19 protein-coding genes and 1 tRNA gene are annotated in these 22,187 nt (G+C 55.1%); 5 read left to right on the forward strand and 15 right to left on the reverse strand.

Annotation, left to right across the window (positions count from 1 at the left end; genetic code table 11):
- The 3 genes from I9187_RS15805 to I9187_RS15815 all read right to left on the reverse strand — a co-directional run bounded on the left by I9187_RS15805 (nt 1) and on the right by I9187_RS15815 (nt 2,599).
- Entirely contained in the window at nt 1–798 is a 798-nt protein-coding gene (locus tag I9187_RS15805; RefSeq protein ID WP_171178969.1) for a S49 family peptidase, read from the reverse strand.
- A gap of 113 nt (nt 799–911) precedes the next feature.
- On the reverse strand, nt 912–1,673 hold the full coding sequence (locus I9187_RS15810) for an ABC transporter permease (RefSeq protein ID WP_171183797.1): 762 nt from the start codon (nt 1,671–1,673) through the stop codon (nt 912–914).
- The gene (locus I9187_RS15815; RefSeq protein ID WP_171178965.1) at nt 1,670–2,599 is read right to left on the reverse strand and encodes an ABC transporter ATP-binding protein; all 930 of its coding nucleotides are present in this window, start codon (nt 2,597–2,599) and stop codon (nt 1,670–1,672) included. Before I9187_RS15815 ends, I9187_RS15810 begins: the two co-directional genes overlap by 4 nt.
- 168 nt (nt 2,600–2,767) lie before the next feature.
- Here I9187_RS15815 and I9187_RS15820 point away from each other — a divergent pair, with 168 nt between their 5' ends.
- Nucleotides 2,768–3,856, forward strand: a complete 1,089-nt coding sequence (locus I9187_RS15820) for a CaiB/BaiF CoA-transferase family protein (protein WP_171178963.1) — start codon at nt 2,768–2,770, stop codon at nt 3,854–3,856.
- Between the two features lie 81 nt (nt 3,857–3,937).
- Here I9187_RS15820 and hemE read toward each other — a convergent pair whose 3' ends face one another.
- Nucleotides 3,938–4,972 (reverse strand): uroporphyrinogen decarboxylase, encoded by a 1,035-nt coding sequence (hemE, locus tag I9187_RS15825; RefSeq protein ID WP_171178961.1) that lies wholly within the window; start codon nt 4,970–4,972, stop codon nt 3,938–3,940.
- Between the two features lie 106 nt (nt 4,973–5,078).
- Between hemE and hemC the strand changes: the two genes are divergently transcribed.
- Nucleotides 5,079–6,044 carry a hydroxymethylbilane synthase gene (gene hemC / locus I9187_RS15830; RefSeq protein ID WP_171178959.1) on the forward strand — a complete coding sequence of 322 codons (966 nt, stop codon included), beginning with the start codon at nt 5,079–5,081 and terminating at the stop codon, nt 6,042–6,044.
- 213 nt (nt 6,045–6,257) lie between these two features.
- Here hemC and I9187_RS15835 read toward each other — a convergent pair whose 3' ends face one another.
- The 5 genes from I9187_RS15835 to I9187_RS15855 are packed head-to-tail and all read right to left on the reverse strand — an operon-like array spanning nt 6,258 to nt 11,427.
- The gene (locus tag I9187_RS15835; RefSeq protein ID WP_171178956.1) at nt 6,258–7,529 is read right to left on the reverse strand and encodes an aminotransferase class III-fold pyridoxal phosphate-dependent enzyme; all 1,272 of its coding nucleotides are present in this window, start codon (nt 7,527–7,529) and stop codon (nt 6,258–6,260) included.
- Nucleotides 7,530–7,563: 34 nt separating this feature from the next.
- Entirely contained in the window at nt 7,564–8,670 is a 1,107-nt protein-coding gene (locus I9187_RS15840) for an enolase C-terminal domain-like protein (RefSeq protein WP_171178954.1), read from the reverse strand.
- Nucleotides 8,667–9,773: an enolase C-terminal domain-like protein gene (locus I9187_RS15845; RefSeq protein WP_171178952.1), complete on the reverse strand. Its 1,107-nt coding sequence runs from the start codon at nt 9,771–9,773 to the stop codon at nt 8,667–8,669. Before I9187_RS15845 ends, I9187_RS15840 begins: the two co-directional genes overlap by 4 nt.
- Nucleotides 9,770–10,348, reverse strand: coding sequence for a dimethylsulfonioproprionate lyase family protein (locus I9187_RS15850; RefSeq protein ID WP_171178950.1), 579 nt, complete (start codon nt 10,346–10,348; stop codon nt 9,770–9,772). The genes I9187_RS15845 and I9187_RS15850 overlap by 4 nt, the downstream gene beginning before the upstream one ends.
- The gene (locus tag I9187_RS15855; RefSeq protein ID WP_245223239.1) at nt 10,345–11,427 is read right to left on the reverse strand and encodes an alcohol dehydrogenase family protein; all 1,083 of its coding nucleotides are present in this window, start codon (nt 11,425–11,427) and stop codon (nt 10,345–10,347) included. The genes I9187_RS15850 and I9187_RS15855 overlap by 4 nt, the downstream gene beginning before the upstream one ends.
- A gap of 292 nt (nt 11,428–11,719) precedes the next feature.
- Between I9187_RS15855 and I9187_RS15860 the strand changes: the two genes are divergently transcribed.
- Complete coding sequence (locus tag I9187_RS15860; RefSeq protein ID WP_171178948.1) at nt 11,720–12,607, forward strand: MurR/RpiR family transcriptional regulator; 888 nt, start codon at nt 11,720–11,722, stop codon at nt 12,605–12,607.
- A gap of 264 nt (nt 12,608–12,871) precedes the next feature.
- A tRNA-Ser gene (locus I9187_RS15865) sits at nt 12,872–12,961 on the forward strand.
- Nucleotides 12,962–13,065: 104 nt separating this feature from the next.
- On the opposite strand, the gene I9187_RS15870 is transcribed toward I9187_RS15865, so the two are convergent.
- The 3 genes from I9187_RS15870 to gntH form a co-directional block, all read right to left on the reverse strand.
- Nucleotides 13,066–14,286: a HupE/UreJ family protein gene (locus I9187_RS15870; protein ID WP_171238515.1), complete on the reverse strand. Its 1,221-nt coding sequence runs from the start codon at nt 14,284–14,286 to the stop codon at nt 13,066–13,068.
- A gap of 46 nt (nt 14,287–14,332) precedes the next feature.
- Nucleotides 14,333–15,094 (reverse strand): hypothetical protein, encoded by a 762-nt coding sequence (locus tag I9187_RS15875; protein ID WP_171728248.1) that lies wholly within the window; start codon nt 15,092–15,094, stop codon nt 14,333–14,335.
- Between the two features lie 1,284 nt (nt 15,095–16,378).
- Nucleotides 16,379–17,572 (reverse strand): guanitoxin biosynthesis MBL fold metallo-hydrolase GntH, encoded by a 1,194-nt coding sequence (gntH, locus tag I9187_RS15880; protein ID WP_171178928.1) that lies wholly within the window; start codon nt 17,570–17,572, stop codon nt 16,379–16,381.
- Nucleotides 17,573–17,696: 124 nt separating this feature from the next.
- Here gntH and I9187_RS15885 point away from each other — a divergent pair, with 124 nt between their 5' ends.
- Nucleotides 17,697–18,266: a TetR/AcrR family transcriptional regulator gene (locus tag I9187_RS15885; RefSeq protein WP_171178925.1), complete on the forward strand. Its 570-nt coding sequence runs from the start codon at nt 17,697–17,699 to the stop codon at nt 18,264–18,266.
- A gap of 235 nt (nt 18,267–18,501) precedes the next feature.
- On the opposite strand, the gene I9187_RS15890 is transcribed toward I9187_RS15885, so the two are convergent.
- The 3 genes from I9187_RS15890 to I9187_RS15900 form a co-directional block, all read right to left on the reverse strand.
- Entirely contained in the window at nt 18,502–19,938 is a 1,437-nt protein-coding gene (locus I9187_RS15890; protein WP_171178923.1) for an arylsulfatase, read from the reverse strand.
- Nucleotides 19,939–20,385: 447 nt separating this feature from the next.
- Complete coding sequence (locus I9187_RS15895; protein WP_171238520.1) at nt 20,386–21,801, reverse strand: FAD-binding oxidoreductase; 1,416 nt, start codon at nt 21,799–21,801, stop codon at nt 20,386–20,388.
- A gap of 115 nt (nt 21,802–21,916) precedes the next feature.
- A complete protein-coding gene (locus tag I9187_RS15900; protein ID WP_171092613.1) occupies nt 21,917–22,174 on the reverse strand; it encodes a DUF4242 domain-containing protein in 258 nt (85 codons plus the stop codon).
- Between the last annotated feature and the right edge of the window lie 13 nt (nt 22,175–22,187).

The raw sequence follows: 22,187 nt of genomic DNA on the forward strand, positions 1-22,187 counted from the left end.
CTACAAACCGAAACGCGCGAAGGCAGCACGCTCCTCTAATCCGGCGATGGCATCCTGTGCCAGGCTGGCCCCAAAGCGTGTCCAGATCGGTTTGCGCACGCCGTAACGGCGGAATTTGACCTTTTCGCCGAAGCGTTCCTGCATCTTGGGTTTGAGGTGGGCAATGCCATCAATCAGGCCCAACTCTTGCGCACGCCGCGCCAGCCAGACTTCACCCGTGAAAAGATCGGCACTTTGATCCAACTTGTCCCCACGTCGCGCTTTGACATGATCAATGAAGTTTTCGTGGATGTCCCCCAACAACCCCTGCAGACGGGCCACGTCCTCTTTCTTTTCCGGAGCAAACGGATCCAGCATCGACTTCGATTCTCCAGCCGTGTGCACGCGCCGCTCAAGCCCCTGACGCGCCAGAAAGACATGCGCGCCAAACCCGGCCGAAATCACTCCGATCGAGCCCAGAACCGAACTGTCATCTGCCCAGATCTCGTCCGCGGCGGCGGCCAGCCAGTACCCGCCCGAGGCAGCAACATCCTCGACAAAGGCAATCACAGGCACGTCCAGCTCTTCCGACAAACGTCGGATACGGGCACCGATCAGCGAACTTTGCACAGGGGACCCGCCTGGGGAATTAAGCTCAAGCGCCACGGCAGCGGGTTTTCCCTTGCGAAACGCTTTTTCCAGAAAAGGAGCCAAGGTCGTGTCATTCAACGCACCACGGCCCGCCATTCCAATGGCGCCGGACAGGCGGACAACGGCCACGCAGGGGTGTTTTTTGACAAACGGCAGGCTGAGTTTCATGGGTGCCGATGTAGAGTGCCGCCAACCCGTAAACAAGGGACTCATTCGGCCTTAAACGCGACGTGAACCAAATTCCCACACTCAACGGGCAAAAATGCAACGCCTGACGAAAGTCAGCTGCGTATCCGCCAACCCGTTTTGAAAATCCAGCCGATGACCGCCAAACAGACCCCAGTAAAAGCGAGAATGGCCAGAAGACTAAAGACAATTGGTACGTCCGCTAGCCCATAAAAAGACCAGCGAAAGCCCGAAATCAGATAAACTACCGGATTGAACAACGTGATCGTCTGCCACAACGGTGGCAGCATCGAGATCGAATAAAATGTGCCGCCCAGAAAGATCAGCGGCGTCACCACAAGTTGTGGCACCAGTGACATCTGTTCGAAATTGCTGGCCCAGATTCCAATGATAAAACCCAGCAACGAAAAGCTGAGGCAGGAAAGGATCAGAAACGCAGCCATGGCAAAGGGATGTTCAATCCGAATATCCACAAAAAAAGTAGCGGTTGCCAATATCACCAAACCGACAAACAACGCCTTGGTGGCTGCGGCACCAACATATCCGATCACGATCTCGATGAAATTGACCGGCGCGGACAGCAGTTCATAGATAGTGCCAAGAAACTTCGGGAAATATATCCCGAAAGACGCGTTCGAAATCGACAGCATCACCACCGACAACATGATCAACCCCGGCACGATGAACGCACCATATGAGACGCCTTCGACTTCCTGAATGCGGCTGCCGATAGCCGTGCCAAATACCACGAAGTACAACGACGTGGACAGAACCGGTGAGAAAAAGCTTTGCGCGAGAGTGCGGAAGAACCGGGTCATTTCGAACCGGTAGATGGCGGCAATTGCAGTCCAGTTCATGCCATTTCTCCGGATACAAGATTGACGAATATCTCTTCCAGACTCGATTGCCGTGTTTGCACGTCCCGCAGTATCAACCCGGCTTGTGAGACGTCATTCAGCAGTGTCGTGATACCCGTGCGGTCCGCGTGGGTGTCATAGGTGTAAATCAAGACATCCCCCGCACCATTCAGTGTCAGGTTGTGCAGCGCAAGACTGTCTGGAATCTGCGCGATGGGCTCTGTCAGCATGACCTCAATCTGCTTTTTACCCATCTGTGCCATCAGTGAGTCCTTATCCTGCACCAAAAGCAGCTCACCCTTGTCGATGACCCCGACACGATCTGCAATGGCTTCGGCCTCTTCGATATAATGGGTGGTCAGAATGATTGTGACCCCGTCCCTTTTAAGCTCGGCCACGATTTCCCACATGTCTTTACGCAGCTCGACATCCACACCGGCAGTGGGTTCATCCAGAAACAGAACGCGGGGCTCATGAGCCAGTGCTTTGGCGATAAGCACCCGACGTTTCATACCCCCAGACAATTCCTTGATCGCATTGTTGCGCTTGTCCCAAAGGGACAGTTTCCGCAGAATCTCTTCGATCCGCGCATTGTTTTTGCCAAGCCCGAACAGCCCCCGCGACAGGCGTACGGTGTTCCAAACCTTCTCAAACGGTTCCAGCGCAATTTCCTGCGGCACAAGCCCGATCATCCTACGCGCAGCGCGGTAATCGGCCTGAATATCATGCCCTCCCACCGTGACCTCACCGGAACTCGGGGTGGTGATCCCGCAGATAGTTGAGATCAAGGTTGTCTTGCCAGCACCGTTTGGCCCCAACAGGGCAAGAATCTCACCCTCTTCAATGTCCAAGGACACACCTTTCAGCGCCTCAAACCCATCGGCGTAAGACTTGCGCAGATCTCTGATGGACAAAATTGTCGTCATATCCGTTCCCCGTTCTGGTGTGGACCCTATCGCGCCAAACCTGGGTATAACAGGTCAATTCAACATCGTTTGACACACATCTGCCTTACAGGCGACGATCTGCGCCACTAACATCCGCCTTGCAATCCGCAGCCTGCTCGCAAACTCTGCCCGAAACGGAGGGTGCAGATGCTAAAGGGAATTCGTGTCGTCGAAATCGAAGGTTTGGGCCCCGGCCCGTTTGCCGCCATGCAACTGGCCGATTTGGGCGCTGATGTGATAACCATTCATCGCAAAAGCGGTGCTGTCACACCCGGAATGCCAGAACGCTCACTTCTGGATCGCGGAAAGCGGTCCATCGCGCTTGACCTGAAAGACCCTGATGACCTGGAAACCGCCCTGTGTCTGATCGGCACCGCAGATGCCTTGATCGAAGGCTTCCGCCCCGGTGTGATGGAAAAGCTGGGCCTTGGCCCCAAACCCTGCCTGGCCCGTAACCCGAAGCTTGTCTATGGACGCATGACGGGCTGGGGCCAGGATAGTCCGCTGGCTGACACAGCCGGGCATGATCTCAACTATATCGCCCTATCCGGAGCGCTCTGGTATGCCTCTCATCCCAACCAGCCCCCGCAGACACCCGCAACTCTGGTGGGCGATATTGGCGGCGGAGCCATGTATCTCGTCGCGGGTCTTCTGGCCGGTCTTATTAACGCGCAACGCACTGGTGAAGGTACAGTTGTCGATGCTGCAATATATGACGGTTCAGCCCATATGATGAACCTTCTGATGACCATGCGCCAAACAGGCAATCTGTCCGATACGCGCGGTGAAAGCCTTTTGGACGGCCCACACTGGAGCCGCACATATACGTGCGCTGATGGTGGCTTCATTACAGTCCAATGCCTCGAGCCCAAATTTTATGCTCAGTTTTTGCAGACCCTCGGCCTGGCCCGTGACGCCGAATTCCAGAACCAATATGATCGCACACTCTGGCCTGATCTGACCCAACGCCTTGCCGAAATCTTCGCCAGCCAACCGCGCGATCACTGGGACGCCGTGTTTCGCGGCACAGATGCCTGTGTCGCCCCGGTGCTCAACCCGCAAGAGGCGCAGGACCACCCGATGAACACTCATCGCAACACTTGGCAAGACATCGACGGCACTCTCCAAGCCGCCGCCGCGCCTCGGTTTTCAAATCATCAATGGAACCACAGACCCAGCCCAACACGCGGAGAGCACACAAAGGACATCCTCGCGCAGCTCAACGACCCACGCTGATCCGCGCTTCATCTGGCCCTAAATACCTCGGGGGATGAATTGGTCGCAGACCAAGAAGGGGGCTGGCCCCCTTTCACCAGCTTACCGTGCGCGCACCGTGTCGATCATCAACTGCACATTCTCAGGATCCGCATCTGGCGTGATCCCGTGGCCCAGGTTGAAGATATGTGGCCCCTTCGAGAACGCCTCAACAATGCGCCGCGTTTCATCCACCAACGCCTGCCCGCCCGTCACCATATGGGACGAGGCCAGATTGCCCTGCACACAGCCATCAACCTGTACATGCTCGGCCGCCCATTCCGGCGACACCGAGTTGTCCAGCGCGACGCAATCTACACCTGTTGTTTTGGCAAACCCGATATACCCTTCGCCCGCCTCACGCGGGAATCCGATGACCGGTATGCCTGGATGGCGTTCCTTGATGGCCTGAGTAATCACCCGGCACGGTTCGACCGCGTATTTATGGAACGCCTCACCTTTCAAGGACCCCGCCCAACTGTCAAAGATCTTGACCACCTCGGCCCCGGCTTCGATTTGCGCGGACAGGTATTCGATCGTTGCGGCAGTGATACGTTCCAACAAGGCCTCAAACAGCGCGGTGTTCCCTTCCCGCAACGCGTGCGCGGGGCCCTGATCAGGCGTGCCGCGCCCTGCGATCATGTAAGTTGCGACCGTCCACGGCGCGCCGGCAAAACCGATCAGAGTGGTTTCCGACGGCAATTCGCGCGACAGAATTCGTACCGTTTCATAAACGGGCGACAGTGTTTCATGAATCGCGTCAACTGGTTTTAGCGCGTCAAACTCGGATTGCTGCGTGATCGTCGACAGGCGCGGGCCTTCACCGGTCACAAACCACAGATCAGCGCCCAGCGCCTGCGGCACCAACAGGATATCGGCAAACAGGATCGCGGCATCAAACCCGTAACGACGGATCGGTTGCAATGTGACTTCGGCCGCAAGCTCAGGGTTATAGCACAAGGACAGGAAATCGCCGGCCTGTGCGCGGGTGGCGCGATACTCGGGCAAATACCGGCCCGCCTGACGCATCATCCAGATCGGCGGCACATCCTGCACCTCACCCGCCAGCGCCCGCAGCAGTTTCTTTGTCTCGGCCATATTCGCCCCCAGTCATCCGGTTTTCGCAACGGGTCGTCCTTCGGCGGCAATTTGTCAAGCGCAGCCCCCATTGTCAGGGCAATGTGACGCGACTAAAGCTGTGAGCATGACTGTGAATTTGCCCACACCCGCATCGCCCCTCAGAATCGGCACCCGTGGCTCGCCGCTTGCTTTGGCGCAGGCCCATGAAACACGCCAACGCCTGAGTGATGCCTTCGACCTGCCCGAAGATGCATTCGATATCGTGGTAATCAAAACAACGGGCGACAATCGCGCCATGATCGATGCTGATCGACCGCTGAAAGAGATCGGCAACAAGGGTCTGTTCACCAAAGAAATCGAAGAAGCGATGCTGCGCGCTGAAATCGACATCGCCGTGCATTCGACCAAAGACATGCCGGTCGCACAGCCCGACGGCCTTGTGCTGGATACTTTCCTGCCGCGTGAGGACGTGCGAGATGCGTTTATCTCCCCGCGCTTGGGTTCCATCCACGAACTGCCCGAGGGTGCCGTTGTTGGCACCTCCTCGCTGCGTCGCCGTGCTCAATTGCTGAACCGGCGTCCTGATCTGAAGGTGGTCGAATTTCGTGGAAACGTTCAGACGCGACTGAAAAAGCTGGAAGATGGCGTGGCAGATTGCACCTTCCTGGCGATGGCGGGAATTCGACGTCTGGGTATGGATGATGTCCCGGCAAGCGCCATTTCCCCTGACGATATGCTGCCCGCCATCGCGCAAGGCACCATCGGCATTGAACGGCGCAGCGACGATATGCGTGCGGCAGAAATGCTTGAGGCGATTCACCACGCGGAAACAGGCCAACGGCTGGCGGCCGAACGTACGTTGCTGGATGCTCTGGACGGGTCGTGTGAAACGCCGATCGCGGGTCTGGCCGAAATCAACAATGGCGCCCTCAGGTTGCGTGGCGAAGTTCTGCGACCAGATGGAACGGAAACCGCCAGTCGGGATATGACGGGCGCAATCACAGACGGGCCGGAAATGGCCCGCGCGATGGCTGCCGAATTGCTTGCGCAGGCTGGACCGGATTTATTTGATTGGAAAAATTCAAAATAAATTCTTCGAGTGTGAACTGGGTCACTGTAAAAGGCGATTTCTTCAGGCATTAAAGTGACATACCAACCAGGAAGTCAGGTCAGTCTCGAAAGTATCGAAAAGTTTTCAGATTGCGGTGATTTAATCAGTATTCGAGGGGGCGAGGCTGGCCCCTGACTTCCAGAGGTGACGGGTCGCAGTTGTTATCAACAGCGACCCGTTTTTTTACAATGATCAGGAAATTGCAGCCACGGCGTGGCGTACGGCTTCTCTGGTCTGATCCAGATCGGCCTCGGTCACCGCTAATGACGGGTACAGCTTGCCCGGAGCTTTGAAAATCCCATGCGACCGCAAAGCGCCATTATACGTTGCGTTGCGTGCAGGGTCGTCGTGACTGGCGCTGCGGTAGTCCCTGCATTCGGCTTTGGTAAAATAGATATCGAACAAAGTCTCGTCTCCGCAAATCCGATGCGGAATGCCGGCTTCGTTCAGCGCGTCCTTCTGCATGTCTTGCAACTGCCGCCCGATACCGCGCAAGTGTTCATAGGCCCCATCACGCCGCAGGATTTCCATTGTTTTCAATCCCGCAACCGAAGCCACCGGATTGCCCGACAAAGTGCCCAATTGCATCAGCCAGCCGTCTTCACCGACTTTCGATTTGTCGAAATGCTTCATGATCTCGGCGCTGGCGCCTAAAGCCGCCAAAGGAAACCCGCCGCCGGTGATTTTGCCCAAGGTGCAGATATCCGGGGTCACGCCATAACGTTCCTGCGCCCCGCCATACGCCAGACGGAACCCGGTGACGATCTCATCGAAGATCAGCAGCACATCGTGTTTGTCGCACAAATCCCTCAGCCCTTGCAGGTACCCGGGCAAGGGCGGAATGATCCGCTGCAACGGTTCGACCATGATCGCCGCCACATCGTCATGCTCGTCCAGCAGGGCCGCGACAGCCTCAAGATCATTGAACGGCGCGATCAGCATCTGTTCGGCCACGCTTTCGGGAATTCCGGCACTGTCGGGCACGGCCTGAGGGAAATTGACCCGACGACTGGGCGCCAGACTCATCTGCGCTTCGGCGCTCATCCCGTGATAGCCACCTTCGAACTTGAGGATCTTGTTGCGACCCGTATAGGCCCGTGCCAGCCGAATGGCATACATGTCAGCTTCGCCACCTGACGCAACAAACCGCACCTGATCACAGCAGGGAACGGCCTCGATGATGGCTTCGGCCAGTTCGATACCCTTTCTGTTATTGGCAAAGAAGGTCATGCCTTGCGGCAACTGTTCCAGAACAGCCTCCATCACCTCGGGGTGACCATGACCGAGCAGCATCGGGCCTGAGCCGATCAGATAATCGACATATTCGTTCCCGTCCTCGTCCCAGACACGGCTGCCTTCGCCACGGGCGATTATGATACCCGGATCAAAATTGCCAAACCCGCCTGCGGGTAACACAGACTTTGCGCGGGCGATCCATTCGGATTGAGTTTTGATCTTCAACATGTGACCCGATCTCCAACTTCAATGTGTTGAGTGTTTATCGATAAACTGCGACCGGGGTGCCAAGCGCATTTTCGTCCGGATGCACACCCAGTCCCGGGGTTTCGGGCAGGTGCAGGTGACCATCAATATTGCGCGGGCCACGACCGCCCGCAATATCGACCGCAATCATATCCTGACACGCCCAGACTGCGTGGAAATTGTCATCCGGGATGGTGGCCGCCAGATGCAGCGCCTCGGTATCGGCCAGAACCGTGCCGCCGGTGGCCATCACAAACATATCGATACCATGGGCCAGCGCGATATCCCGCATCCGAGCCGCCTTGGTCAGTCCACCAACGCGGTTCAGCTTGATCCCGAAAATTTCGGCAATACCATCGCGGGCGATCCGGGCTGCATCCTGCAAAGTCACCAGAGTTTCATCCACGGACACAGGCGAGGCATGCAGCCCCGAGATTGCCGCAATATCGTCCAGCGTCTCGCCGGGCTGTTCGAACATCACGTTCAGATCTTCGCAAGCGCTCATCACCCGCAGGGCTTGCTGACGAGACCAACCCCGATTGACGTCATAGAGGACAATCTCGCCCGGTCGCCGGATGCTTTCCACATCGCGGACCCGAGCGATATCGCGTTCCACGTTACCACCAATTTTGACCGAATGCGCAATGTAACCCCGGCTGCGATAGCGTTCCATCACTTCGCGGGTTTCTTCGACAGTCTTCGCTCCTACCGACGAGGCAATCGGGCGCGGTGTGCGCGACCCACCGCCCATAAGATCGGCAATGGGCAGACCTGCGGCCTGACCTGCAATATCCCAACAAGCCATATCGATCGGGCTTTTGGCGTAAAGATGCCCGGGCAATGCCAGATCCATCGCCCGTTCCACGTCCAGCACCTTGCGCGGATCGAGACCCAGAATGAAAGGTGCCATCGTTTCGATACCAGCGCGAATGCCTGGCCCGTGGGCAGGAACATAGGTGTGCCCCCAAGGGGTGCCTTCGCCCCAGCCGACCAGACCGGAGGCGGTTTCGATCTTCACAATCGTCGCATCGAGCGTTTCGAACTTCAGCCGCCCGCCAGACAGCCAATAGGGGTGCTCCAACGGCAGGTCCACCTGATAGACGGTAATGGACTTGATCTTCATAGTGTGTACTCCGCCACCGGCGCACCGAGGCTTTCAAAGTCAGGTGCCACGCCCAAACCCGGCGTGTCGGTTGCATAAAGCTTCCCGTCTCGGGCCGTCGGTCCACCGATGCCGGTTGATCGAGTGTTGTAGTTCATCAGATCAGTTGTGTTCTGCAGATATTCGGGCGGGGTTGAGGCAGCAAAATGTGCCACCACAGACGTCGTGATTTCGCCCCCCCACGTGTCTTCGCTGACAACGGGGATGCGGTTGTCTATCAGATAATCCCGCACACGCCGCGCTTTGCTGATGCCGCCAAGATTCGAGATCTTCAGACAACAGATCTCGGCCCCACGATCCGCAACAATCCGCTGCGCCATTTGGATGCCTGTTACACATTCATCCAGTTTCATTGGTTGCTCGGCCACACGGCGCACCTGTTGGCATTCCTCGTAGGTACGACAGGGTTGTTCGAGGATGAAATCCAGGTCGCGCGTCGCGCGCGCCACCCGAATTGCATTGTCAACACGCCACCCCTGATTGGCATCGGCCATCGCTTTTTCGTCCGGCTCCAACAGCGGAACAGTCGTCCGTATCCGATCGATGTCCGTGGCCCAGTCACCCCCGACCTTGACCTGAAACTGGCGGTAGCCCTGATCGCGATAGACATTCATCTCGGCTACCGTTTCATCCACCGCTTTCTGCGGGGCCACCCGGTACATCGGCGCACCGTCGGTCAGCTTGCCGCCCAGCAACATCCAAAGCGGCTGATCACACGCCTTACCCAAAATGTCCCAGCAGGCTGCATCGAAAGGAGACTTGGCATACCCATGGCCCTGAACCAGTTGATCCATCAACTGTTCGATCCGTCCGACCTGACGCGGGTCTTCACCCAACAGTTTCGGGGCAACAAGCCGCGCCAGGGCTGTTACGCCCTCGGAATGCGCGACCATATAGTTTTCGCCACACGGCGTGAACTCGCCACAGCCCTGAAAACCCGCGTCAGTATCCATAACCACGACCGAGGCGATGGCCGTTTTGATAGCGTTTCCGGCGCCCCAGACATAAGCACCACCGACATAGGGCAGCCCTGTCTGATAAACCCGAATTCGTGTGATCTTCATTGCGCATCCATTCTGGGTAGATCTCCCATGCCCTCACCGCGCCACAGCACAAAGGTCAGGATCGGTTGATCCGTTGTGACCATGGCATGGCTTTGCCAACTGGAATGCAGGCGTGTCTGGTTGGGACCAACAAAAGCCGCATCACTCTCAACCTTGAACACCGCGCCACCAGCCAGCGTCAGATAGATTTCTTCGGCTTGATGGCTGTGCCAGTCATAGATCAGCCCAGCCCCCCAATACCCGATATAGCCACGCAGCTGAGTTGAATGAAAATGGCCGGTTGGGCCAAACAGCTCGTAATAGCCATACCGGCTGAGAAAATCCGCGCCGACCTCTTCCTCTGTGTATGTCTGTTTCCAATGGGCCAGATGAGTGGTTGCCTTGACTGCGTCGATCAACGGCTGAGTCAGATCGCTCCCCCGAAAGTCGCAGTCCCGCACCAGATCCGCCGCAGGAACATGACTTGGCTCTGACATCGCAACAGACAGATCAGAAGGCCATGCGCCAAAGGCCGACAGGTCAGGATGTGCCTGATGTACATGCCGCGCGGCCTCCAAAACGCTGTCCAGTGTCATGGAATCACCACTATGTTTCCGGTGTGCTCTTTGGCGATGAAGGCAGCTTGTGCCTCACGCAACTCCTCCAACGGATATGTCGCTGCCAAAGCCGGTTTGATTTCACCGGCCTCAATGTAACTCACAAGGTTCGTCATCACCTGCGGGTCAATCACGGTCGAACCCGTAAAAGTCAGGTCGCGCAGATAAAAGGTGCGCAGGTCAAACTCGACCATCGGTCCAGCAATTGCACCTGAGCAGGTGTAACGTCCGCCGCGTTCTAAAATATCGATCAAGTGCGCCCAATAGGGACCACCGACCACATCGGCGACCACGGTGATCTTTTCGTCACCCAACGCCGTGCGCAGGTTTTCAGGCGCCCGAGGTAGAACCTTATCGGGACCAAGCGCCGCCACAGCGGGATGCTTCGCTTCAGATGCCATCGCGATGACCCGCGCACCGCGCCGCTTGGCCAATTGCACCAACGCGCCGCCCACACCGCCCGATGCTCCGGGCACCAGCACGGTGTCTTTGTCGTTCACATTGGCTCGGGTCAACATTCCTTCGGCGGTAGAGTAGGAACAAGAGAACGTTGCCAGCTCTGCATCCGACAGATCCGAGGAAATCGGCACAGCATTGACCGCAAGGGTCGTCGCGTATTCAGCGAACCCACCATCGCGTTCCGAACCAAAATAACCGGCCTTGTCCATGTTGCCGGGATCAGCGGAATCACGCAGCCAACCGTCGGTAATCACACGCTCACCCACGCGCCGGGGGTCGACCCCTTCGCCAACAGCTACAATGTGCCCGCAAATGTCAGCCCCCTGAATTCGTGGGAAAGTTATTGGGTTGCCACCCCAAGTAGGGTCTTCTTCGCCAACCTCTTCAAACGCGCCGCCGGTTGTGGCATCGGTCACAGTCTTGGAGTACCAGCCAGATCGCGTGTTAACGTCGGTGTTGTTCAAGCCGCAGGCCCCAACCTTGATCAACACTTCTCCAGTCGCCGGTTCAGGACGCGGCCAATTTTCGTGCAGGACCATCTGTTCCAGCCCGCCATGGCCCATCGTAACCATAGCCTTCATTGTTTCAGGCAAGCTCATTTAGCGTTCTCCACCAATGCGTTAGGACAGGACAACACTGTCAGTGTCTTGCCCGCTTTCAGAAATGTCCGGTCAACGCGCGCCTCACAACGCGCTTGGCCCTCCCCTAGGAGCAACGCGCAAGCACCATTGTATCCGCCTTCAACCCACGTCATGTTCAGATCAAAGCACCGACAAGCTGCAGCCATCGCAGACACTGGAGGTGGCGTTTTGTGCGCGGGCATGGTCGTTCCTCATTCCGAGTCGCGTTTCTGCTCGACACGCTAATTTCACATTTGTACCATCGTCAATCATGAATGACACAAACATATCACAAACCGTTCTGAACCGCCTGACTGAAGAATGGAACGCCCTAACGCCAGAGGCGCAAAAAGCCGCGCGTTATGTGTTGGAAAACCCAACAGATGTGGGGGTTTCGACCGTCCGTGAAATAGCAGAGGCCGCCAAAGTTAAACCCAACACATTTGTGCGGATGGCGCGGCAGGTCGGCTTTGACGGGTATGACGATTTCCGGGAACCCTTTCGCGACGCTATTCGCAAGGGGCAAGCCTCTTTTCCTGACCGTGCCCGCTGGTTGCAGGACATCGGCAAATCTGGGGAACTGGGCACGCTTTATGCTGACATGGTTGGCGCAGCGATCCGCAACATTGAAGAAACCTTTGCCGGAATTGATGCCGACCGCCTGAAGAAAGCGGCAGAAGACATTTGGAACTGCCGGCAGATTTTCACTTTGGGGGTGGGCGTCAACAATTCGAACGCACGCAATTTCACCTACCTGGCGTCCACAGGGATGAAGCAATTCCACGCTATTCCACGCCCGGGATCAACACCGGTTGACGATTTGGCTTGGGCTGATGAACAGGACGTATTGATCGCCATCACCTGCCATCCTTACCGCACGGAAGTGATTGAGGCGATCAAACTGGCGCGGCAACAGGGACTGACCGTTGTGGGGATCTCGGACAGCCCGGCAAGCCCTGTGATACTGAACGCGCATCACGGTTTTGTTGTGTCCGCAGACACGCCCCAATTCTTCCCTTCCTCCGTTTCGACCATAGCATTGCTTGAAACTCTGCTGTCATTTGTGATCGCCGTTTCCAGCGACGAGATTGTTGAACGGGTCGAACGTTTCCATCGCCGGCGGCATCAACTTGGCCTTTACGCCTTTGAACCGGATTGATCCCCTCTAACTGGCGTTTTCGGCAAAACCTTTGACCCGCAGGTTTCGCCTGGCCCAAACCTCACTTCCGGTGCCTTAAACGCGAATCCTGACATGCCTGTGCTTCTCAGATGTTGAAATTCTGGGAGTGATACGTGTCCAATTTCAACGCGTACCGCCTTGAACCTGTTCTATTTCAAGGATTTCCGGGAATTTGAAGAAAACTGTCAAACCGTCGACAAATGGCCTTGTATTTCCAGCGTTTGCAAGGATATACCCGTCGGCGGAGACGTGGCCGAGTGGTCGAAGGCGCTCCCCTGCTAAGGGAGTAGGCGGGAAACCGTCTCGAGGGTTCGAATCCCTTCGTCTCCGCCATCCACCACAAATGTATCCCGCCATTTCGGTCTGTGCAGGGGCGCAGCTAAACGCTCGCTTTTTTGCGTCAGCCAATCAGCACTGCACGGATCATCGCATAGAATTCAGGTTATCGCAGAATATACCTCGGCAATTCGCTGGACGGTCCAATAGCAGGCGATGGCTGCGCATCCCACTGCCAAGCCCACACGTGTCGACATCCACAAACTGGCATTCATGCGGTGGCAAATTACTAGCGCGGGCCATAACGCTAGAATGATGGCGACCTGGCCAATCTCAACGCCAAGATTGAAAGCAAGCAGGCTCTGCCAGATGTCTGGTGATGTAACTTGCAAAATCTTGTGCAGCACAAAGCTGAAACCCAGCCCGTGCAACAGACCAATAAGCGAGGTCAGCAGGACCATTTTGGCCTCAGACTTCGCGTTGCTCATGAACGCAGCGGCGGCCGCAATAACGATTGAAATCGCGATTCCGGTTTCGACGGCGGGAACAAACCACGCGCCTGATGGTACAAACCCGAAAAAGCCAAGAGACAACGTGATGCTATGCCCGACAGTAAATCCGGTTGCGCGCAACAATAACGCTCTGAGTGTCTGAGCGCCGATGACCAGACACACAACAAACAGAACATGATCCAACCCTTCCAGGATATGACGGATACCTTCCCAGACAAAACTCAGAAAACCTCCGTACCCTGCTTGCTTGATCTCCAAAGGCTCGATCATCAGGCCCCGAGAGCGGAAAATCTGTGGTGTTTCAGATGCGTAGTCGAGAATGAGGTTGGCCGTTTGATCCTGACCCGGCAGGCCGGGGTCCAGCACATTGGCAATGCTGTATGATTGGACTGGGCGGTCACTCTTGTAGTTCAGGACAAGATCGACAATCGTGTCACCGACGTAGAGCGGTGGCGCAAGGTCTGTTTCAAATTCAACGGCTCTTTGAGCTTCGTCCAAAGTCGCAAATCCGGGCTCATTTCCTACCCGATGCAAGCGAATTGCCTCAACCATTCCCCTGAGACGCTGATGATCGATCGACAGATGCAAGCCGTCCTCGGCCAATTGCCCCAATCCTTTGGGATCGTTCATAAAAGCCTGCAAGTCGACAAAGTGGACCAATAGACCATCACGCATGGCATTTGTCGTAAATGGTGCAGCTTCCGGCAGGGCATCGCCGTCGGTGTTGCCAAGCTTATCCGCAACCAAATAGGGCATGGGCGTACGCATGTAGATTCGCAAGCCGTCCTCGGTATGCTCGATATGCGAAATTCGAACGTTGAGGTTCAGTAGAAAATGCGCCGAGGCAGATAGAGCCAGAGACAAAAGCAAGGTGACAACCAAGATGCCTAAAGCACAGTGTTTTTGTCTTAGACACTTACGCATTTGGATCGCGAGCCTCGATTACAGTTAGTCCATTCAGTTTCCATTGACCGGCTTCCGGCACGATCTCGATCAGCGCCCGAAACGTTACAGCACGTATGTGGGCGTGCCCCCAATGGCCCCCTTCTGCCTGCACCGACCATTTAACCAACGTCTGAAAGCCGCCCGGTTCAGAGATCGGATCGAGACGCTCCAATTCTGGACTGCCAATATCAGTTGCTGCGGCGAGGCTGCCCCCCGGCGTGCGGATCGTGAGGCCCCGTTCAATCTCTGCTGCGATGTCGTCCAAAGACGCCGCAGTTACAATTGGCGTCAGTTCTGCCTTTCTCGCGGTCGGCGTCGTTTCCAAATTCACTGTGTTCAAATTCTCGATCATCGAACGCAAAATGCCTGCCGCAGTCTGCGGATCGGGAGGCGACGCGTTCCGCCAGGCCAATGCCGTAAAAGATCCAGAGAAATAGACGGTTGCCGGGACAGCGAAAATCAAGACTGCAAGACTGACGCGTTTTAGGACTTTTCCTGTGCCTGCCAGCACCAAAAGCAGCGATACGGCGCTAATGATCCCTGTAGCCCAAGCTAGCCCGGGCCTTGACTCTTCTGGCCGTACTACGGGTATTTGCGAGACCGATTTTCTTTCATATTTCAGTAGGTGGTTTTGCCAGTGGAATTTCGGGTCCACAGGGGTCACCGCCCCGAAAAATGGTCCGGCAACGTCGTTGGAAATCGTTGCAACACGGGAAATCTTTTCATCAAACATGTCCCATGTGACCGTCACGTGTTCAGGAAGGTCCGCCAAAGGAAAAGATAGGATCGCTCCAACAAATGCATTGTTCGAGGACACTTCCTTTCCGGGTTCGACAACCTGAAAACCCTTTGACGTTAGCGTCAAAAGCTCTGCCGTTGCTATTGCCGGCTGAGCGGGTTTTCCATCGATGGACACCGCATTACGCGACGACAAAAGTTTTGCGGCCCTTTTTGTAATCTTTGCGCCGTGTTGTGGCGAAAGCTTATCGCCCACCCCGACTGTTTCATCAATCCAAGGTGCCAATTCGTGCAATCGGATCAGGGTTTCATGCCGAACTTCCCGCGGCTCAATATATAGAAAGGTCGATGTCCCATCCTGGTTTTTTCGATTCAGGTTTTTAGCGGAGAACCGGGAATACCAAGGATCAGCCCAGTGAATTTTCAATTCTGCCGGTTTTGAAAGGAACTTGAAATCCGTGACCGGAACGTCCCGATCAAAGACCTGCATACCGATGGTCGCAAGCGGTTCACCTTCCCGCGACGGTGGCAGAATAGTCAGCGTTTTGGGGTTTGGGGACAGAAACGGGTAGAACACGTTGACGAACAAGACGCGTGGATCGGCTGGCGGACTGGGAACAATTTGGCCAGAGAACGGATCACGCTGACCCGCAAGCGGCGAGGCACGGTCTATACGCTTTCTGTATTCCACTTTTCTGATCTCAGGCGAAAGCGCCGGCCCATCACCTATAATAACTGACAGACCCAGGCTTTCATCGTGTTCAGGACTTTGCTTCAGACGACGCCCATTTCCCCCAGGATCTGGCGCCCATCGCTGGGGTAACAAACCTGCAAAAAGCGAGACATCGTCGACGTAGATTTCAAGATCCAAATAAACGCCATCCTCTGCGACATGAAAGATGGCGATGTTGGGTGCGACCTCGGACCCGTTGAATAGAACTACGTCTGCCAAAACAGTCTGCATGCTAGCGGCAAAAAAGCCGAGCACCAGCAGTTGTCGATTCAGATACCGCCAAACTTGAATGTTATTCATCCTCGAAATTCAACAATGCCCACAGTTCTACGCGCGATCCTACCTTAGTGCCCTTCCGAGCAAACCGATTTGGACCGACGACATACCGCAATGACTGAAAATTGACATAGGCTCCGCAGTCTCTGGGCTGGTTTCACAAGCCTTGGCGACAATAGCACCCGCGCAACTTGAACCCGGCGCAACCCGTGGCTTTACAAGATTTCCCAGTTTCACATACAGCCGGGCAAGACCGCATCGCCTACCTTGTTATTGATCCGGCATTGGCGGTGGCGTGTAACCCTCCCATTTGCCCGCTTTGACTTTGTCTGACGGTTCTTTTTCTTTTGAACGCGGGGCATTGATGTACTCGTCGCTCACAGATGGTGGTAGCACATAGTCGTCAACACTCGCTTCCCGAACAACGATCTGGTCTTTGGTCACGTTGATCACCTGAAGATCCCGTGCGAGCGTGAGTGGTCCATCGTACGTCGAACGGACGCCTTCCAAAATCGCCTGATAGTTTTCGGGCGAAAGAACAGAGTGATAGCCCAGCGCCATGCGCGGTTCGACCGCGGACATAACTTTGCCAAACGCCGCGGGTTCGGTATGAATGCGCGTTGCGACGTAGGTCGCCTGTTTCATGTCCCAGCCAAAATACGGGGCCAAAGCATCAGGTGGAAGAAACGCCTCGTGCGAAGCGATGTCCGCTCCTTTGGCATATTCGACATACCATTTGTTCGGGTAAGTATCTCCGCCGAAGACGTATTTCAGTCCATTCCATTCCAAAGAATAACTCACCGAGCCATCTAAGCTGTGGATCGCAGGCCAGGAACGGATCGTGACGTCGTTCTCCTGATAAACGATCTCGTTTTCCTGCATGTAATCGAATTCAGTGACTTCAAGCTTGGCGCCATCATCCGGCAGCGCTCCCGTACGTGTGGCCAGATCCCAAGCATAGGCTTTTGACATGCCCTCAACATAGGCTTTGGTGCCCAGTTCATCTTCTGATCCGGACGGGCCGAAGATGCGGAGCGGAGTGTATCTTCCCGACAGCCACCCCCCAACATGCAAACCCATGAAGTCTCCAACATGGTCGACATGCAAATGGCTGAAGAAAACCTTATCGATCTTGGCAAAATCCGGTCGCAGCGAGAATAAGTTTCCGGTGGCACCAGTTCCAACATCAAACAGAAAAACTTCGCCGTTCCCAAGTTCGACATAAAACGAAATCGAAACGGCCGCCTTGGTTTGGTTTGGCATCCCGGTCCCCAATGCCGTGATACGCATCTCATCCTCAGCAAGGACTTCGGTGTTTGGGAAGTACGATGCGGGATAGACACCGTTTTCGATTTCAGAGGCGCTTCGACCGGTCGGCAATGCGTTTTGCGCCAAAGCGGAGCCAGCCAAAATGAGACTTAACGCGAGAAACGTATAGGTTGCGGATTTTGTGATGCTATTCATTGATCCCCCCTACTTTGCTAGGCGCTTCGGAGAACACGATGTCGTGAACTCCTGGTTCACCATAGACTTATCTACGGTACTCCCATAGACTGCTCTATGTCAAACAAAGAATGCTAAAATCTGAATGTCCGAAACTGTTACCCGAGCGTCACCTAGAAACGCTGCAACCAAAGAAGATTGGATTTTGCTGGCATACAAGTTGCTCAACGAGGGCGGAGTCTCCGCCATAAAGATCGTGCCTATGGCAAAGCGACTTAACCTGACCAGCGGCAGCTTCTACTGGCATTTCAAAAATGTCCGGGAGCTTCTGGACGAAGTGCTCAGATATTGGGAGCAAGAGTTGACGGACAATGTGATCGAAAAAGCAAAAGCGTTTGAAGGCTCACCTGAAGACCGCATTCTCCTACTCATGAAGAAGGTCATTGAAGAAAATGCAGCCGTGCCTGATCACGCCGTTTCAGTCTGGGCGAACACTGATCAAAAAGTGAAAGCAACGTATCAAAGAACCATCGGCAAACGCTTCCGATTCGCCGCATGGATGTTTGAACAAGCCGGGTTTTCAGTTGAAGACGCGAAATCACGCGGACGGCTTATGGTTACATCACTAATGGGTGACTCTTCGACTGGCCTGAAAGAACAAGGCAATTGGGAAGAGGTAATAGAACGGGAACACGCTATCCTGATCGGGAAATAGACGATCAAAATTTCCAGAACGGCGAAATACTGGCCAATTTCAAGTCTGGCAATCAGTGCAGTTAGTGTCCGTCGCCATGTTATTTTGGGGCTATTGGTGGTCTGATTTAGGTTCGGGACTCATAGCCTGTAAACGACGAGCACTGCGAGTGCTAAAACCCTTCCAAACACTCCATTCTTGGTCACAAGTTGAGGTGTTGCGTGGATCCATTAAGCCCACCGAGCAAAGCTACCGTTCAGTTTTCATGCGGTTCATAAGGGTCTGGCGCCCCTGGAGGGATTGGTGGGTATTTTTCGAACGTAGCGATGTGTTCCTGCAATTGAGGCAGCGCCTTTTCGGCCGCCCATGTGTGCGGAAAAAGTACGCTTTCACGCTCATGTGGATCGTTCAAAAGATTGTAGACCCTTGGCGTGTCGAAGGACTCTGTCGCTCCGAAGGCCGTCGTATTCTCTTTGAAAAGAACCTTCCAATCCTTCCATTTGACGCCAAAAATCTGTTCCCCCATGTAAACGATCACGCCTTCTCGGTTCGAGTTTGGCTGGGCACCCAGAAAGAACCCGGATTGATCGATGCCATCAAAGGCTCTGTCTTCAGGCACCTTGCCACCTGCAAACGCTGCAAGTGTTGGGTAGAGGTCCATCGAGTGGACGATATCGTTGCTTTCTGAACCTGCGGGAATCTTTCCCGGCCACTTAATCGCGAATGGCACGCGCATGCTGCCTTCAAGGCTGGTGAAGAGAGTGCCCCGCCATGGCCCGGCCGTACCATGCACCGCCGGGACCGGTGACACGTTGGCGTTTCCAACCGGCAGAGCTTCAGGGCCGTTGTCAGCAGTAAAGATCACCACCGTGTTGTCCGAAATGCCCGCACTTTCAAGCGCATCGACTATCCGACCGATGTAGGTGTCTGTCTGCCGCAATATGTCCGCCCAAACGCCTTTCCCAGTGGCTCCGTCAAACTCTTTGGACACGATATTTGGATAGTGTGTTTGAGTGTAGGCAAGATAAACGAAAAACGGCGCCTCTTCCTTGCTCTTGTCTTCGATGAAACGGATAGCCTTCTTTGTCAGGTCACCGTCTATCTCGCCGCGATAGTCCAGGTCGTAGTCCCGCGCCACAGTCGCAGGTTTGCCCGCAACACCCTGCATGACAACAGGTTCTTCCATGTTTGCGTCGGCAAAGCCCGGGAGCGAGCGCCAAACGGTTACATCAGTAGTCTCAACACCGTAAAACACATCGAAACCCTGGTTCGTGGGATAGCGCCCTTCAGTCCAGCCGAGGTGCCATTTTCCATACATGGCCGTGTTATGTCCTGCGTCCTTGAGCATCTCGGCCATAGTGATCTCCCATTGAGTCAGACCGTAGACACCGCCGCCCAGAGGGACTGTATGGTTACCGCTTCTGATGCCATAGCGCCCCGTCATGGTTGCTGCGCGAGAGGGAGTGCACTGACTTTCAACATTGAAGTTTGTAAGCCTCAATCCCTCAGCGGCCAGCGCGTCCATTTCAGGAGTGGCCGTTCCACGGATTATGCCGCCACCGTTAAATCCCGGTTCACCCCAACCGAAGTTATCAAGAAATATGAAAACGATATTCGGCTTGTCCTGAGCTGAGGCGGTAGTGCCGACCAGAAAAGACAGCAACAGCAGGATTATTGGATAAAACAGAGTCATGCAGAAGCTCCCCCAAAAATACAACTTCGTCGACATTGGCGAAAAAATGGACCAAGGGTCAAGACTGGCGCCCCTTGTGGGCTCGCAACGGCCTTGCGGCGATGAAGCTGACCAAATTTGGTTCTGCTCCCGATAGCAGCCATCGCCAGATTTGCGATGCTCCCGGCTGTTCAACACCTTGACCCAATGTGTCGACATTCTTGCCCCACAGTAGTCGTTCACACAAATCGGACTGACCGACCGCTCCGTACCAAGTCTGACACATCCACATGTTGAGTTTCTTAGCTTTGCTTACTGAAACTGCGACGATGCATGTGCATCACCACCGGTGCGATCACCGGCTGGAGAACCCACTTGGATTGACAATTAAGCAACAAGAAAAGCCGCAGGCAGTAAGGCAAGATGCCCAACATCAATCTGGATCAGTTTAAGTAGTTCTGAATTCCATCACGTAGGCAAGATATTGTGGTTGACCCTGAACAAGTTGTCGGGGTCATAGTTACCCTTGATCTTGGAAAGCTTCTCACCGTTTTCACCATATGCTCCGGCCATGTGGTCCGCTTCGTCTTCGGGCATGAAGTTGACATATGCACTTCCGCTCGCGTGCGGTTGCATCTGGTCGTAAAGCTCTCGCGCCCAATCAATACATTCGGCATCCTTGCCGGGGTCTTCCCAACGCGTGTGAACATTCATGATGAAATGGGCGGATCTTTGGGGATAGGCGGTCGAACCGGCCTGAACACGTGCCATTGCGCCACCCACATGGGCAATAAAGACTTCACACGCCGGGTCTGGAAGACTGGAAATCGCTTTCAGAAGTCCTGAGATTGCGTCCGAAGAAAGTGCATCGAAATCGTGGCTTTTCCAGTAATTCCTGGCACCTGGTGTCAACAACGGGTCGAAGGCGGCCTGCCAATCTACGAACTTATGGGGCGAGATCACATCGACAATAGGTTCACCAAGCGCGCGCAATGCCGTCATGGCTTTTTCACCTTCGTCCATCGGTCCGCTGTAGCAGGCTGCAAAGATCAGCACCTCTCGCCCATGCCACTCAGCTGGCAAGAACGGTAGAGGGGGCGCTTTTCGCATCACGCTCCAGACGGTCAGCTCATCCGGGGAAGTGTCAGCAATCTTAGCAAATTCTGCGAGGAGCTCTGACGCATTTTCTATCGGATGAACAATGAGGCCAGACAAAACATCGGGTCCGAGTTCATGCAGCTGGAACTCGAATGAGGTCACAACACCGAAGTTCCCACCCCCGCCGCGGATGGCCCAGAAAAGTTCAGGGTGGCTTGCGGGCGAGGCGGTTACAATGGCACCGTCCGCAGTCACGACCTCCGCTGAGAGCAGGTTATCGATCGTCATGCCAAATTTCCGAGTGGTCCATCCAAAGCCGCCGCCAAGCGTGAGGCCTGCGATACCCGTAGTCGAATTGATGCCAACGGGAACGGCAAGTGCATGTGCCTGAGTTTCGCGATCTACGTCTCCTAGCAGCGCTCCAGGCGCAACCCGAGCAGTCTTGGTGACGGGGTCGACGTGCACGGACCGCATCTGGGACAGATCGAGCATTACAGTTTCATCTGCAACAGCGTGACCAGCAATCTGATGTCCACCAGAGCGAACAGACATAACGAGGCCGGCGTCCCGAACAAAGTTCACGGCCTTCTGCACGTCACTGGCCCCCAGCGCGCGGATTACGAAGCCTGGGTAACGTTCGAACATGCTGTTCCACGTTGTTCTTGCATCCTCATATTCAGGGGAGCCCTTCTGATAAACCCCGCCACGAAGCGCTGCATCAAGAGCGCCCAACGCGTCTTGCTCCACTGTTGCCGTACCACCGTCGAGTGTTTTCAGATCAAACATGCGTAAGCCTCCCTATTGTCAGGTCGGGCTTCTTGCAGCGCTGCCTCAGTCGATTTTTTTCCGTCGCGTGGTCCCGCGAAGGCGTTTCACTGAATTGGGAAAATAATGTTGCAGGTCAGGCAAAAATTCCCGGGTCGATGCGATCCACAGGTGTTATCACGTCGGCGGGAATGTTCAGGCGTTCGGCCGCCTTTCTCAGGCTTTCCTCATCCGGGGCTTCATACAAGCAGTAGGTTTTGCGCTTATCTGCACTGAGAAACGAAAAAATCCACTCGACGCCGACTTCGTCATTGATCTCTTTGATGTGAATTTTGTCATCGTCTGTAACGTTTAGTTGCTCGGCAAAATTTCTTTCAATTATGTACCTTGGCATGAAGTCCCCCAGA

The organism is Ruegeria sp. HKCCE4148 (assembly GCF_017872495.1).
Classification (GTDB): Bacteria; Pseudomonadota; Alphaproteobacteria; order Rhodobacterales; family Rhodobacteraceae; genus Ruegeria.

Bases quoted from the DNA above. Each gene is read 5' to 3' on its own strand.
- I9187_RS15835 (WP_171178956.1), bottom strand. From the start codon at position 7,529: ATGTTGAAGATCAAAACTCAATCCGAATGGATCGCCCGCGCAAAGTCT.
- I9187_RS15875 (WP_171728248.1), bottom strand. From the start codon at position 15,094: ATGTTTGATGAAAAGATTTCCCGTGTTGCAACGATTTCCAACGACGTT.
- I9187_RS15810 (WP_171183797.1), bottom strand. From the start codon at position 1,673: ATGAACTGGACTGCAATTGCCGCCATCTACCGGTTCGAAATGACCCGG.
- I9187_RS15850 (WP_171178950.1), bottom strand. From the start codon at position 10,348: ATGACACTGGACAGCGTTTTGGAGGCCGCGCGGCATGTACATCAGGCA.
- I9187_RS15845 (WP_171178952.1), bottom strand. From the start codon at position 9,773: ATGAAGATCACACGAATTCGGGTTTATCAGACAGGGCTGCCCTATGTC.
- hemC (WP_171178959.1), top strand. From the start codon at position 5,079: ATGACTGTGAATTTGCCCACACCCGCATCGCCCCTCAGAATCGGCACC.
- I9187_RS15805 (WP_171178969.1), bottom strand. From the start codon at position 798: ATGAAACTCAGCCTGCCGTTTGTCAAAAAACACCCCTGCGTGGCCGTT.
- I9187_RS15890 (WP_171178923.1), bottom strand. From the start codon at position 19,938: ATGACTCTGTTTTATCCAATAATCCTGCTGTTGCTGTCTTTTCTGGTC.
- gntH (WP_171178928.1), bottom strand. From the start codon at position 17,572: ATGAATAGCATCACAAAATCCGCAACCTATACGTTTCTCGCGTTAAGT.
- I9187_RS15900 (WP_171092613.1), bottom strand. From the start codon at position 22,174: ATGCCAAGGTACATAATTGAAAGAAATTTTGCCGAGCAACTAAACGTT.
- I9187_RS15840 (WP_171178954.1), bottom strand. From the start codon at position 8,670: ATGAAGATCAAGTCCATTACCGTCTATCAGGTGGACCTGCCGTTGGAG.
- I9187_RS15855 (WP_245223239.1), bottom strand. From the start codon at position 11,427: ATGAGCTTGCCTGAAACAATGAAGGCTATGGTTACGATGGGCCATGGC.
- hemE (WP_171178961.1), bottom strand. From the start codon at position 4,972: ATGGCCGAGACAAAGAAACTGCTGCGGGCGCTGGCGGGTGAGGTGCAG.
- I9187_RS15885 (WP_171178925.1), top strand. From the start codon at position 17,697: ATGTCCGAAACTGTTACCCGAGCGTCACCTAGAAACGCTGCAACCAAA.
- I9187_RS15820 (WP_171178963.1), top strand. From the start codon at position 2,768: ATGCTAAAGGGAATTCGTGTCGTCGAAATCGAAGGTTTGGGCCCCGGC.
- I9187_RS15815 (WP_171178965.1), bottom strand. From the start codon at position 2,599: ATGACGACAATTTTGTCCATCAGAGATCTGCGCAAGTCTTACGCCGAT.
- I9187_RS15895 (WP_171238520.1), bottom strand. From the start codon at position 21,801: ATGTTTGATCTGAAAACACTCGACGGTGGTACGGCAACAGTGGAGCAA.
- I9187_RS15860 (WP_171178948.1), top strand. From the start codon at position 11,720: ATGAATGACACAAACATATCACAAACCGTTCTGAACCGCCTGACTGAA.